Origin of the sequence: Sphingomonas sp., assembly GCF_039594485.1 — a bacterium.
In the GTDB taxonomy this organism is placed as follows: Bacteria; Pseudomonadota; Alphaproteobacteria; order Sphingomonadales; family Sphingomonadaceae; genus Sphingomonas.
On sequence record NZ_JBCNNI010000011.1, the window covers coordinates 114,389 to 126,817 of the forward strand.

General features: G+C 65.9%; 14 protein-coding genes, 1 tRNA gene and 1 pseudogene. 9 read left to right on the forward strand and 7 right to left on the reverse strand.

The genetic code is table 11. The annotated features are described in order from the left end of the window. Positions 1–192: 192 nt before the first annotated feature. Positions 193–537: pseudogene (locus tag ABDV78_RS07600) on the forward strand (peptidase M28); the annotation flags it as partial. Further along, complete coding sequence (gene rlmB / locus ABDV78_RS07605; protein WP_343526760.1) at positions 537–1,280, forward strand: 23S rRNA (guanosine(2251)-2'-O)-methyltransferase RlmB; 744 nt, start codon at positions 537–539, stop codon at positions 1,278–1,280. The pseudogene ABDV78_RS07600 and the gene rlmB, both read left to right, overlap by 1 nt. A gap of 276 nt (positions 1,281–1,556) precedes the next feature. Here the strand turns inward: rlmB and ABDV78_RS07610 are convergent, their stop codons facing one another. Further along, positions 1,557–1,874 carry a 2Fe-2S iron-sulfur cluster-binding protein gene (locus ABDV78_RS07610; protein ID WP_343526761.1) on the reverse strand — a complete coding sequence of 106 codons (318 nt, stop codon included), beginning with the start codon at positions 1,872–1,874 and terminating at the stop codon, positions 1,557–1,559. Between the two features lie 57 nt (positions 1,875–1,931). Here ABDV78_RS07610 and ABDV78_RS07615 point away from each other — a divergent pair, with 57 nt between their 5' ends. Next, positions 1,932–2,561, forward strand: a complete 630-nt coding sequence (locus tag ABDV78_RS07615) for a DNA-3-methyladenine glycosylase 2 family protein (protein WP_343526762.1) — start codon at positions 1,932–1,934, stop codon at positions 2,559–2,561. Between the two features lie 3 nt (positions 2,562–2,564). Here ABDV78_RS07615 and ABDV78_RS07620 read toward each other — a convergent pair whose 3' ends face one another. Beyond that, positions 2,565–2,780, reverse strand: coding sequence for a hypothetical protein (locus tag ABDV78_RS07620; protein ID WP_343526763.1), 216 nt, complete (start codon positions 2,778–2,780; stop codon positions 2,565–2,567). A gap of 142 nt (positions 2,781–2,922) precedes the next feature. Between ABDV78_RS07620 and ABDV78_RS07625 the strand changes: the two genes are divergently transcribed. Both ABDV78_RS07625 and ABDV78_RS07630 read left to right on the forward strand, forming a co-directional pair. Beyond that, the gene (locus ABDV78_RS07625) at positions 2,923–4,269 is read left to right on the forward strand and encodes a TldD/PmbA family protein (RefSeq protein WP_343526764.1); all 1,347 of its coding nucleotides are present in this window, start codon (positions 2,923–2,925) and stop codon (positions 4,267–4,269) included. Continuing rightward, positions 4,256–5,047 (forward strand): 3'(2'),5'-bisphosphate nucleotidase CysQ, encoded by a 792-nt coding sequence (locus ABDV78_RS07630; RefSeq protein ID WP_343526765.1) that lies wholly within the window; start codon positions 4,256–4,258, stop codon positions 5,045–5,047. The genes ABDV78_RS07625 and ABDV78_RS07630 overlap by 14 nt, the downstream gene beginning before the upstream one ends. Here ABDV78_RS07630 and ABDV78_RS07635 read toward each other — a convergent pair. Then, positions 5,037–5,738 carry an NAD-dependent deacylase gene (locus ABDV78_RS07635; protein WP_343526766.1) on the reverse strand — a complete coding sequence of 234 codons (702 nt, stop codon included), beginning with the start codon at positions 5,736–5,738 and terminating at the stop codon, positions 5,037–5,039. The two genes, ABDV78_RS07630 and ABDV78_RS07635, sit on opposite strands and share 11 nt — an antisense overlap. Before the next feature lie 144 nt (positions 5,739–5,882). Between ABDV78_RS07635 and dapB the strand changes: the two genes are divergently transcribed. From dapB to ABDV78_RS07650, 3 genes are all read left to right on the forward strand, one after another. Continuing rightward, a complete protein-coding gene (dapB, locus tag ABDV78_RS07640; RefSeq protein ID WP_343526767.1) occupies positions 5,883–6,611 on the forward strand; it encodes a 4-hydroxy-tetrahydrodipicolinate reductase in 729 nt (242 codons plus the stop codon). Between the two features lie 10 nt (positions 6,612–6,621). Then, the gene (nth, locus tag ABDV78_RS07645; RefSeq protein ID WP_343526768.1) at positions 6,622–7,290 is read left to right on the forward strand and encodes an endonuclease III; all 669 of its coding nucleotides are present in this window, start codon (positions 6,622–6,624) and stop codon (positions 7,288–7,290) included. 46 nt (positions 7,291–7,336) lie between these two features. After that, positions 7,337–7,413: transfer RNA gene (locus ABDV78_RS07650), tRNA-Arg, on the forward strand. A gap of 226 nt (positions 7,414–7,639) precedes the next feature. Here ABDV78_RS07650 and ABDV78_RS07655 read toward each other — a convergent pair. The 3 genes from ABDV78_RS07655 to ABDV78_RS07665 form a co-directional block, all read right to left on the reverse strand. Then, positions 7,640–8,275 (reverse strand): SDR family oxidoreductase, encoded by a 636-nt coding sequence (locus ABDV78_RS07655; protein ID WP_343526769.1) that lies wholly within the window; start codon positions 8,273–8,275, stop codon positions 7,640–7,642. After that, positions 8,272–9,219 carry an alpha/beta hydrolase gene (locus ABDV78_RS07660; RefSeq protein WP_343526770.1) on the reverse strand — a complete coding sequence of 316 codons (948 nt, stop codon included), beginning with the start codon at positions 9,217–9,219 and terminating at the stop codon, positions 8,272–8,274. The genes ABDV78_RS07655 and ABDV78_RS07660 overlap by 4 nt, the downstream gene beginning before the upstream one ends. A 64-nt stretch (positions 9,220–9,283) precedes the next feature. Further along, the gene (locus ABDV78_RS07665) at positions 9,284–10,231 is read right to left on the reverse strand and encodes an alpha/beta hydrolase (RefSeq protein WP_343526771.1); all 948 of its coding nucleotides are present in this window, start codon (positions 10,229–10,231) and stop codon (positions 9,284–9,286) included. Between the two features lie 119 nt (positions 10,232–10,350). Here ABDV78_RS07665 and ABDV78_RS07670 point away from each other — a divergent pair, with 119 nt between their 5' ends. After that, positions 10,351–11,244 carry a LysR family transcriptional regulator gene (locus tag ABDV78_RS07670; protein ID WP_343526772.1) on the forward strand — a complete coding sequence of 298 codons (894 nt, stop codon included), beginning with the start codon at positions 10,351–10,353 and terminating at the stop codon, positions 11,242–11,244. 519 nt (positions 11,245–11,763) lie between these two features. Here the strand turns inward: ABDV78_RS07670 and ABDV78_RS07675 are convergent. Then, positions 11,764–12,228: a VOC family protein gene (locus ABDV78_RS07675; protein ID WP_343526773.1), complete on the reverse strand. Its 465-nt coding sequence runs from the start codon at positions 12,226–12,228 to the stop codon at positions 11,764–11,766. Between the last annotated feature and the right edge of the window lie 201 nt (positions 12,229–12,429).

Here is a 12,429-nt window from a genome sequence, read left to right on the forward strand (position 1 = left end):
TGTGCGTTTTCGCGCATCCCCGCCCGATCCGGTTGCTTGCATCCGGGGGATCGGGCCATGGCCTTTGGCGCACAGCAGATATTCCGGGGTATCCCGTCCCATGCGCGTTTCCTTGCTCGCCGCCGTTGCGGCGATCGCCTTGTTGCCTGTTGCCGCCGTTCCCGCCCCGACCCCCGCCGCTGCCCGGCATCGGCGGCGGTGCCGATGCTGAAGGAATGGCTGTCGCCCTATGCGTCGCTGGGGGCGGGCAATGTCGTGCAGCGGACGACCGGCGGCACCGACCATGTCTTCATGCAGGCGGTCGGCGTGCAGGGGGTCCAGTTCATCCAGGGCCCGCTGGATTATGGCGGCCGAATCCACCATAGTTCGGCCGATACCTTCGATCATTTGAAGGGTGAGGACATGCGCCAGGCATCGGTCGTGCTCGCGGGGGTCTTGCTCGCGGCGGCGAATGCGGACAAGGCGTTGCCACGTCCGCCGGTGCCGACCCAACCGGCACCGACCAACCCCTTTGCATATACGGATACCGACGACTGATGGCACGCCGAGGACATCGCCCCAGCCAGGCCTCTTCCAACCGCCCGCGTTTCTGGGGGCGGCATGCGGTGATAGCGGCGCTCGCCAATCCCAACCGCACCGTGCGCAAGATCTGGGGCACGCGCGAGGCGCTGGCCGCGCTCGACCTGCCGCCGGTGGTGCCGATCACCTATGCCGAGGCAGCCGATCTGGGGCGGCTGGTCCCCGCCGACGCGCCGCACCAGGGCCTGGTGGCGGAGGTCGACCCGCTTGAGGATATGTGGCTGGGCGACCTGCTGCATGAAGGGCAGGATGATCAGCGGCCGCTGGTGGTGCTGGATCAGGTGACCGATCCGCACAATGTCGGTGCGATCCTGCGCTCGGCCGCCGCCTTCGACGCGCTGGGCATCGTGACGCAGGACCGGCACGCGCCGCCCGAATCGGGCACGGTCGCGCGCTCGGCCAGCGGTGCGCTGGAGACGGTGCCGTGGATTCGCGTGGTGAACCTGGCCCGCGCGCTGGAGGAGATTGCCGAGGCGGGCTTCTGGCGCATCGGCCTGACCGGCCATGCCAATCAGACGTTGGCGCAGGCGATGGGGACACAGCGCATCTGCATCGTGCTGGGCGCGGAAGGCGAGGGGATGCGCCAGAATACCGAGGCGCATTGCGACGAACTCGCCAAGCTGCCGATCAGTTCGAAGGTGGAGAGCCTGAACGTCTCCAACGCCGCGGCGATTGCATTATATGCGGTCGCTGCGCGGTGATGGTTCCGGGCGGCGGGCTTGGTCCCGCCGCCTTGTTGCTCGCGTGGCGACGCGGAGATGGGGAATCTGGCCGCAAGGCCTCTTCATCATCGTGGCAGCGGGCTTTGATCGCCCCACGCCAGACATCTCCACGCTTCCGCGTGAACACGATCTCCGGGACAAGCCGCAGCCGTCGCCCAGCAGGACGCTACCTCGGCGTCCTCCGCGCCTCTGCGCGCAAAAAAAGGGGGGCGGGACCGATGCCCCGCCTCCCGCGTTGACCGCGCCTATGCCCGATCAGTCTTCCGCCGCGATACGGACCCGCATTCCGTCCTGCGCCGCGCCGAAGGGCAACTGGCACGACAGGCGCGAGGTGGCGTCGCGCTCGCTGGTCGAATCGAGCAGGTCGTCCTCGTCCGGCCCGATCGCGGGCAGCAAGTCCGCGAATGCGGGATCGACATGGACATGGCAGGTCGCGCAGGAGCAGCACCCGCCGCACAGCGCCAGCAACTCGTCCACCCCGGCGTCGCGGATGACCTCCATCACCGACAGACCGGCCTCGCCATCGATTTCGCGTTCTTCCCCGTCGCGCGTCACGACGATAAGCTTGGGCATGTCCATTCTCCTTGTCGGTACCGGCTCTGCCGGGCCTGAGCGCGCGGATCAAGCATCATGGGGCTGAGCGCCGAACAGATTCGCGAAAGCATGGACGCGCTGGCCGCGTCCGAGCCCGCCATCGCGGCGGCGCTGGCCCGGATCGGTTATCCCGCGCCGCGTATCCGCGCACGGGGCTATGCGACGCTCGTCCGCACGATTCTGGGCCAGCAGGTTTCGGTCGCCTCGGCCGATGCGCACTGGCGTCGGCTGAACGAGTTGCTGGGCGATGCGACTGATCCGACGACCATGCACGGCGTCACCGACGAAGCCCTGCGCGGTGCGGGCATATCGCGGCAAAAGGCGGGCTATCTGCGCAGCCTGGCCGAAGAGGTGACGAGCGGTCGCCTGAACCTGTCCGACCTGCCACAGGATGACGAGGACGCGATCGCGCAACTGGTCCGGGTGAAGGGCATCGGCCGCTGGTCGGCGGAGGTGTACTTGCTGTTCGCCGAAGGGCGGACCGACATCTGGCCCGCGGGCGACCTGGCGGTGCAGATCGAGATGGGCCGGATCCTGGGCCATGACACGCGCCCCTCCGAGAAGCAGGTGCGCGCGCTGGCAGAGGGTTTTCGCCCGCACCGCAGCGCGTTGGCGATCTTCACCTGGCACCATTATGGTGCGGGGGCGGACGCCGCGCCGGTCTGAGGCCTATGGCTCGGTGCGCCGGGCGCGATGGCGGGTGGAGACGCCGACCAGCACCGCGGTCGACAGCAGGATCGACGAGACGAGTCCGCCGATCGCCAGCAATCCGCCGCTGCTGACCTTGATCCTCGCTCGCATCGCGATCGGCCCCGCAACGATCCGCGCATCGGCCATGTGGGTGGGCGGCCGTCGCCGGGGCGGGGCAAGGGGATGGTTTTCCATCCTTCTCCAACGTGGCAGGACCGGGTCGGTTCATGCGTGCCGCCCTTGTGCGACGGCCTCGCCGGGATTGTAGCGGGCGTGACAGCCGTTGGGCGGCGGACGGGACTGGCATCCCGGCCCGCGCGCCCTTAAGTCCCGTGCCATGCTGACTCCCGAACAGGCCCGCGACCGGGCCGCCGATATCGTTGCCCGCGCCCGTGCCGCCGGAGCCGACGCCGCCGATGCCGTCTTTGCCGCCGATGCCGCGCTGGAGGTTTCGGTACGCCTTGGCGCGCTGGAAGATGTGGGCCGTTCGGAGAGCGAGGAGCTGGGGCTGCGCGTGTTCGTCGGGCGGCGCTCGGCCAGCGTCTCCACCTCGGACCTGTCGGGCGATGCGATGGACCGCGCGGTGGAACGGGCAGTGGCCATGGCGCGCGAGGCGCCCGAGGATCGCTGGGCGGGGCTCGCGCCCGAGGAGCGGTTGATGCACGGCGCGCCGCCGATGCTGGACCTGGACGATGGCGGTGAGATCGCCCCGGAGCAGTTGCGCGCGGCCGCCCTCGCCGCCGAAGAAGCCGCGCGTGCCGTCGCGGGCGTCACCAATTCCGAGGGCGGCGGGGCTTCGGCCTCGCGCGTCGTGTCGGCGCTGGCCACCAGCCATGGCTTTGCCGCCGGTTATGCCGCGACCGGCTATGGCCTGTCGGTCAGCGTGCTGGCGGGCGAAGGCGCGGGGATGCAGCGCGACTATGCGCATCACGGCGCCAGGCTACACCGCCTGCTTGAAAGTCCCGAGGCGATCGGCGCCCGTGCGGGTGAGCGGGCGGTCGCCCGGCTCGATCCGGCAAAGGTCGCCAGCGGCACGATGCCGGTGGTGTTCGACCCGCGCGTCGGGTCGTCGCTGGTCGGCCATCTCGTCTCGGCGATCGCGGGGGCGGCGATCACGCGGCGGACCAGCTTCCTGCTCGATCGGCTGGGCGAGCGGGTGATGGCCGAGGGGATTCGGATCGAGGACGACCCCCATCGCCCGCACGGACTGCGCTCGCGACCCTTTGATGGCGAGGGCTTGCCCGTGTCCCCCACCACGATCGTCGAGGACGGGGTGCTGGAGACCTGGCTGCTCGATTCCGCCTCTGCCCGGCAATTGGGGCTGGAGCCGACCGGCCATGCCGCACGCGGGCTGGGCGGTGCGCCGGGGGTGTCGACCAGCAATCTCTACATGGCGGCGGGCCGGGTGCCGGTCGACACGCTGATCGGCGACATTGCCGAGGGCGTCTATGTCACCGAGTTGATCGGCAGCGGGGTCAATCCCGTCACCGGCGACTATAGCCGGGGCGCGGCGGGTTTTCGGATCGTTGGCGGACGGATCGCGGAGCCGGTTGCGGAGTTCACCGTGGCAGGTAATCTGAAAGAGATGTTCCTCGCCATGACACCGGCCAATGATCTGGAGTTCCGCTACGGCGTGAATGTGCCGACGCTGCGCATCGATGGAATGACGGTTGCCAGCGGCTGAGCTTGTTCCGGCGGTTGTCGCGGCGGCGCGCGAGGCGGCGGCGATGGCGCTTGCCCGCTGGCGCACCGACTTCCAGCAATGGGAAAAGACGCCGGGCAGTCCGGTGTGCGAGGTCGATCTGGACGTCGACCGGATGCTATATGCCCGGCTGACCGCGCTGATCCCCGAGGCGGGCTGGCTGTCGGAGGAGACAGCCGACAAGCCCGACAGGCTGGCGGCGCGCCGGGTCTGGGTGGTCGATCCGATCGACGGGACGCGCGACTATATTCGCGGGCGAGAGGGCTGGGCGGTGTCGGTCGCGCTGGTCGAGGATGGGCTTCCCGTGATCGGGGTGCTCGCCGCGCCGGCGCGCGGGGAGTTGTGGCTGGCGCAGGCGGGGGGCGGCGCGACGCGCAACGGACGGACGCTGAGCGCGGGCTATCGCCGCCAGATGCCCGGTGCGCGGGTTCCGGTCGATGCGCTGCCCAAGGCCGACCGCGATCTGGTGGCGGTGTTCAAACCCAACTCGATTGCGCTGCGCATCGCGATGGTCGCCGCCGACGAGGCCGATCTGGTCGCCACGCTGCGCTGGGGCAATGAGTGGGACATCGCGGCGGCCGCGCTGATCGCGTCCGAGGCGGGGGCGGGGGTCACCGACGCGCTCGGCCAGCCCTTGCTCTTCAACAAACCCGATCCGCGCGCCTTTGGCGTGCTGGTGACGGCGCGGGGGCTTCAGGGGGCGGCGGTCGAGCGACTGACCCCGCGCGCCCGGGAAGTCATCGTGCCGGTCAGCGGCTGAACACCTCCTCCACCCATGCGGGGACCAGTTGCCCGGCCGGGCCCAGGCGGCTTTCGTCGAACCAGCCGCTGCCCTCCGAGCGATCAAGATTGAGTTCCAGCGTCGCCGCGCCGTAAGCGCTCGCCATCCGCACGAACCCCGCCGCCGGATAGACCGCGCCCGAGGTGCCGATCGAGACGAACAGGTCGGCCTGTGAAAGCGCCGTCTCGATCCGGTCCATATGATAGGGCATCTCGCCGAAAAACACGATGTCGGGGCGCATCGCGGGCGTGGCGCAGGCGGGGCAGGGCGTGCCGGGCGGCAGGTCCCTGTCCCACGCCATCCGCTCGCCACAGGCCGCGCAGAGCGCCTGTCTGAGCGCACCGTGCATATGGAGCAACCGCCTTGCGCCCGCGCGCTCATGCAGGTCGTCGACATTCTGCGTGACGATCAGCAATCCGCCCGGCCATTCCCGATCCAGCCGCGCCAGCGCTCCATGCGCCGGATTGGGCGCGACCGACCTCAGCGCGACGCGCCGCAGGTCATAGAAGCGGTGGACGAGTTCGGGATCGGCGGCCAGCGCCTCGGGGGTGCAGACATCCTCTACCCGGTGCCCCTCCCACAGGCCGCCGGGGCCGCGAAAAGTGGCAATGCCGGACTCGGCGGAGATGCCCGCGCCGGTGAGGATGACGAGGTTCGATGGCTTGCCCATCCCGTGACTATATCCGATCGCGACCGCATGATGGATAAGGACTTGGTGCTGCCACGTTGACCGGGGCGGTTCCCCCTCGGGCTTGGCTGTGCCAAGGAACCCCGCGATGACGATTTTCACCCAGATCAAAGGACAGGACGCCGCATGACCGCCATCGGAATTTACGGCAGCGCGGGCCGCATGGGCCGGGCCATCGCCGAGCTGATCGAGGCCGAGGGCGCGACGCTGGCGGGCGGATGCGATTCGAATGATGATCCGGCCTCGCTGGCGGCGCGCGCCGACGTGCTGGTCGATTTCTCGATCGCGGGCGCGCTCGATGCGCATCTGGCGGCGGCGCGCGCGGCACGCACCCCGATCGTGATCGGCACCACCGGCCTGTCGCCCGCGCAGCATGACGCGATCGATCAGGCGGCGACCGAGATTGCCGTGCTCCAGACCGGCAACACCTCGCTCGGCATCACGCTGCTCGCCAATCTGGTGCGCGAGGCCGCCGCACGGCTGGGCAGCGACTGGGACATCGAGATCACCGAGATGCACCACCGGCATAAGGTCGACGCGCCGTCCGGCACCGCGCTGTTGCTGGGCGAGGCGGCGGCGGCGGGGCGCGGGCATCCGCTGTCCGAGCTGCGGGTCGATGGTCGGGCGGGGCTGGTGGGTGCGCGGACCGAAGGGACGATCGGGCTGGCGGCGCTGCGCGGCGGCTCGGTGATCGGCGATCACGAGGTGATCTTCGCGGGCGAGGGCGAGCGCCTGACGCTGGGCCATTTCGCCCAGGACCGGAGCATTTTCGCCCGCGGCGCGGTGCGGGCGGCGCTGTGGCTGGCGGGGCAGGCGCCGGGACGGTATCGCATGGGCGACGTGCTCGGGCTGTAAGGGCGTGCCCATGAAGAAGGCGGATGTCGTCGAATTCTATCACCGGCTGGCCGAGGCGAACCCGCATCCCGAGACGGAACTGGAATTCCGCAACCCCTATACGCTGGTCGTCGCGGTGGCGCTGTCGGCGCAGGCGACCGATGTGGGCGTGAACAAGGCGACCCGCGCGCTCTTCGCCGAGGTCGACACGCCCGAAAAGATGCTGGCGCTGGGTGAAGACGGGCTGAAGCAGCACATCAAGACGATCGGCCTGTTCAACACCAAGGCCAAGAACGTCATCGCGCTGTCGCAGATGCTGGTCGACGATTATGGCGGCGAAGTGCCCGAGGATCGCGCCGCGCTCGAGCGCTTGCCCGGTGTCGGTCGCAAGACCGCCAATGTCGTGCTCAACGTCGCTTTCGGGCAGGAGACGTTCGCGGTGGACACGCATATCTTCCGCGTGTGCAACCGCACCGGCCTGGCCAAGGGCAAGACGGTGCTGGCGGTCGAGTTGAAGCTCGACAAGGCGACCCCTGCGCCGTTCCGTGTCCATGCGCATCACTGGCTGATCCTGCACGGCCGCTATATCTGCAAGGCGCGGCGGCCGGAATGCTGGCGCTGCCCGGTCGAGGATCTGTGCGCCTATCGCCCCAAGACGCCCGCTCCGGTGGCCCAGAGCGGAAAAGCCGCGATCGCGTAAAAAGGACTGGCGCGGTGTGGCGCGCGATGCTAGTCGGCTCGCCCACGCACCCGTAGCTCAGCTGGATAGAGCGCTGCCCTCCGAAGGCAGAGGCCACAGGTTCGAATCCTGTCGGGTGCGCCAAATACCGCCGATTGCCCTCTATTATACGCTGTAACCGCCGAACGTACGCCCATTCAAAGGACTGAGGACAGTCTGAGCGTGAAAAAGCGTAGGAACGGCGGCGACTGACGGTGAAAAAGTTAGAATCGTTTCGGGTGGAATGGTGGATTTCTGATCCAGCACGAAGCGGAAAATAGCCTTCCCGCCGCCTCTCTCGCATTCTGAGAAAATGAACCGACATGTCCGCCTACATGAAGTACGGCTTGTCACCATCGGTCCCCGGCTTGTTGACACCGATATTCCCGCGCAGATGAAGGCTTGGAGAACGGATGATCTTTGCGATCAGATCGGCCACGCTTTTGCGCGAGACAACGGTGCCCTTGAACGGCTCGTCACTCGGCGTCAATTCGTAGTCTACTTCCTCGTCGTTCGTTAGCCATGCCGGGCGGATGATGGTGTAATCCAGCCCCGATGCCTCGATCGCATCACCCGCACGACGGAAAGGTTTTAGGTCCTCGCCGATAGTTTGCCGGTTCCATTCGCCGAACTTGCCGGGCACCTCATCATAAATCCCGAGCGACAGCACGAAGACCAGGCGTTTGACGCCTGTCGCGTGCATCGAGGCGATGACGCTTCGGGCTTGGTCGTCGAGATTTTCGCCGGTCAGATTGGCATAGACCACATCCTGTCCCTCCATCGCAGCATCGAGGGCTGATCGGTCGAGCACGTCGCCCTGAACGACGGATGCGTTCCCGGGCGTGCTGGACAACTTGCGGGCATCGCGGACGAACAGCGTCATGCTGATGCTGTCATCGCCCGCAATATCCTGAATGACGTGGCAAGCGGTCTGGCCGCTCGCCCCGAGAATGAGAACTTTGGTCATTGCCCAGTCGCCTCGTTCAAGTGCTTTTTGAAGAACGGCACCAGCTTTTCGAGCGCGAGGTCGACGGGCTCGGGCTTGTCGTAGAGATCGTAGTGAGACCAGTCCTCAAGCGAGACGAGTTGGCGATCCTTCGAGGCAGTCGAGCGACCATAGATTTCCATCCCGTCGCGATAGGCGCCAAACGCACCGACCTTCTTGCCGATCACCACCATCATCGGCTGGGTCATCAGCATCTCGGCAAAGGCAAAGGCGTCCCAGCCGAGCGTGTTCTGCGCATGGCTGAACAGCATCCGCGTCCAGCCGCCGGGCTGTTGGCCGCGCGGCGTCTTGTAGTAGTCGGTCGCCTCGAACACGTCGCGTTCGGTAAGGCCTGCGGCCTGCGCCGCATCGGGGCTGGCGGGGAGAAGTTCGTTGACCTGCAATTCGCCGCCGCGCGCTTCCTTGGTTCGCTGCGCTGCCATCGCTTCAAGCGCTCCGAGCGGATCGTAATTGCTGAAACCCTCACGGAACAGGCGACCGATATTGACCGGGGTGATCGCGACGACGGCCTTGATGCGCTTTTCGGTCAGCGTGGCGTTCAGCACATAGCCGCCACCGCCGCAGATGCCGATCACGCCGATCCGGTCGGCGTCGACATAGGGTAGTGTAACCGCATAGTCGATAACGTGGCTGATGTCCTCGACCCGCTGGATCGGATCCTCGATCCAGCGCGGCTCACCGCCGGATTCGCCCTGGAAGCTCGCGTCATAGGCGATGACGACAAAGCCCTGTTCGGCGAGCGCCTTGCCGTAGACATTTCCCGAAGTCTGCTCCTTGCAGCTTCCGAATGGATGGACGGCGATAATCGCCGGCCAGGTCCTGGCTGCATCGAAACTCGGCGGGAACTGGATGTTGGCGGCGATGTGCCAGGCCATGTCCCGGTTCTGGATTTTCACAGATTCCATGATCGTTTCCTCTCGGTGAGGGCGGCATCGGGCGTAAGCGGCGTCCCGATGCACGCCAGCTTCGTCACTCGGCAGCCTGCGCAGCCGTGGCGGTGGCGGAGAGCTTCGCGGTGAAGAACGCCGCCAGGACCGAAACGCCCTCGTCGACGAACGTCTGCCCGTCATAGAGGTCCATGTGATTGGCACCTTCGATTACATGGAAAGCCTTGTCGGTGCTCGCGGCACGATCGAACAGGTCGTCGCTCATCCACTTGCTGCCCGCCACGCTGCCAGCGACGATCTGGATCGGTTGCGTCAGATAGACGTCGGCCATGTGATAGGCATCGTAGGTGATGATCTGGTTGAGGCTGCGCAGCGTTGCGAAGCCCGGCGCGGTCGCGCACTCGGCCCGCGGCGTGTGGTAATATTCCCAAGCCTGCCGCAGTTCTTCGTTCGGCGCGTCCTTTTCGGTCAACGGCGCCAGCGGCATGGTGGCGTAACCCTTTCCTGCGGCGTCCGTCGTGCGGGCGTTCGATCCCGCCTCGACATAGGGCAGCGCATCGATCGAGTTGACGGTGTTCTCCCAGCCATTGCGGAACATCGAACCGATATTGACCGCGCTCACCGTTCCGATCGCCTTGATGCGGCGGTCCTGAATGGCGGCATTGGCGGTGTAGCCCGCACCGGCGCATATGCCCATGGCGCCGATCCGGTTGTTGTCGACGTAAGGCAACGTCGTCAGATAGTCGATGACCGCACTGACGTCCTCGGTACTGACATAGGGATTTTCGAGCTGGCGCGGTTCGCCGCCGCTCTCGCCCTGATAGGAACGATCGAAGGCGATAGTGACGAAGCCCTGCTCGGCGAGCTTCTTGGCATAGGTGCCAGCGGTCTGTTCCTTCACGCCGCCGCCGGGATGCGAAACGACGACAGCAGGCCAAGTTTTCGTTTCATCGAAACCTTCGGGGAAATTGATCAACGCCGACATGACGATGGTCGGGTTGTTCGAATTGTTGAAGCTGATCTTGCCCATTTTCAGTCTCCTTATGTTGAGCCTGCAGCGGCTCCGCTTGCCGATGGACGTAATCTACGCCAGAAAGATTATGTCGATTAGACAATGAATTCATATTGGGCCTATCACTGGAGTGATGAATGAGGCGGGATGAGATTGCCGATCTGGCGGCGTTCGTCGTCGTCGCCGAAGAGCGCAGCTTCACCAGGGCGGCGACGCGTCTCGGCATGGCGCAGTCCGCCCTCAGCCAGATCGTGCGGCGGATCGAGGAACGGCTGGGTGTGCGGCTTTTGTCGCGCACGACACGGAGCGTCGCGCCGACCGAAGCGGGCGAGCGTCTGATCGCGACACTCGGTCCCATGCTGCACAATCTGGATGCGGCCGTCGCGTCGCTCGGCGATCTGCGGGATCGCCCGTCGGGCACGATCCGCATCACCACCGTGGAGCACGCGGCCAAGACAATCATCGTTCCGGCAATGAAGCGGCTGCTGCCGGACAATCCCGAAATCAAGGTGGAGATCACCATCGACTACGGTCTGGCCGATGTCGTTGCCGACCGCTTCGACGCGGGTGTCAGGCTTGGCGGAGACATTGCGAAGGACATGATCGCGGTGCGCATTGGACCGGACACGCCGATGGCGATCGTCGGTTCACCCGATTACTTTCGAAAGCATCCCGCGCCCGCATCGCCGGCGCAGCTCGTCGATCATCGTGCGATCAACCTGCGTCTGCCGACCTCCGGCGCGCTGAGCGGCTGGCGCCTCACACCCGGCGGCCGGGAAACGCGCGTTCGCATCGACGGACCTCTGGTCCTCAACACCATTGACCTTATTCTTGATGCTACACTCGATGGACATGGCCTCGCCTATCTGCCGCTCGATCAGGTTCAGTCGCATCTGAACGCCGGCCGGCTAAAGCGGGTGCTCGACAAGTTCACGCCCGACCTGCCGGGCTATCACCTCTACTATCCCCATCGGTGGCATCCATCCGCCGCCTTCAGCCTGTTCGTCGAGACCCTGCGGTTTCGCGGATGACTCATGTTATGCGAGGTCGGGCGGAAGTGGCCCGGGAGGGTTGCAGAGGGCAATCGGCGGCGTTCGGCGGCAAACTATTCTCAAAAATGGCAATTTTGGCCAAGGTGGCGGGCAGCGCCCGATGAAGATGAGCACTACCAGATCGTCATAACTCTTTGATAATGAGGATGATACTTGGTGTTGTAGGGTTATCGGCGGTATTTGGTGGCTAACGGCGGCCATTTCGGGCGGTTAGCAGGGTATTTCCGTTTTGCCCGCCGATTCCCGACATGCACTCGCTCTTTGGATCTACCGGTCCCCCAACCTGCTCGACTTATCGATCAAACGACGGGAACTGGGACCTGCCCGCCATTCCAGCAGCCTCAGCGAATGGCGGCATCTGCCAGAAGCGGCCATTCACGCTCGCGTCTGTGGATTACGATAGTTCGTCGGTATGAGCCCGAAAGTCGCTCCCCAGCCTCCTCCTCACAAGCGTTCTCCGGATTGCCAACATGGCCATTTAAAATGCCCGGCACTGGATCATCCGCTCTGGCAGACCGCCTCGATGTTGTTGCCATCGGGGTCGAGAACGAAAGCGGCGTAATAGCGGGGGTGGTAACGTGTGCGAATGCCCGGCGGACCATTGTCGCTGCCGCCATTGGCAAGCGCCGCCGTGTGAAACGCGTCGACCCGATCATGGCTTGCGGCGGTGAAGGCGATGTGGATGGCACGACCGGGCCCCGCCTCTCCATGGATCCAGATGCTGGGATAGCCGTCGCGGCCAAAGCCGTATCGCGCGGTGCCGTGCCGGGTGCGTTCGGGATCGATGCTGACGACCAGCGATAATCCCAATGGCGCCAACGCTGCTTCATAGAAACGTCGCGACGCCGCGACGTCAGTGACGCCGATCTCGATGTGATTGATGACTTCCATGCCGTCCTCTCTTTTGTCTGTTCGCAGCGGCGCTTGCCATGACGCGGGTTGTTCATCCTCGCCCCGGCGCAAGCGGCAAGTCGGTGATCCGTGTGTCCGCGATCGTTTCGGCAAAGCCATTGCCGAACAGTCCTGCCGGCGTCTGGTGTCCGTCGTCAGGACATTTGGCGCAGATGGGGGCGTAGATTAGTGGAGAGCGGGCCTCGTCTGGGGGCTGATGTTAGGCGGCCAGCTTGCGGTGCAGCAAGCGCCGATATTCGAGGGTCTGTCGCT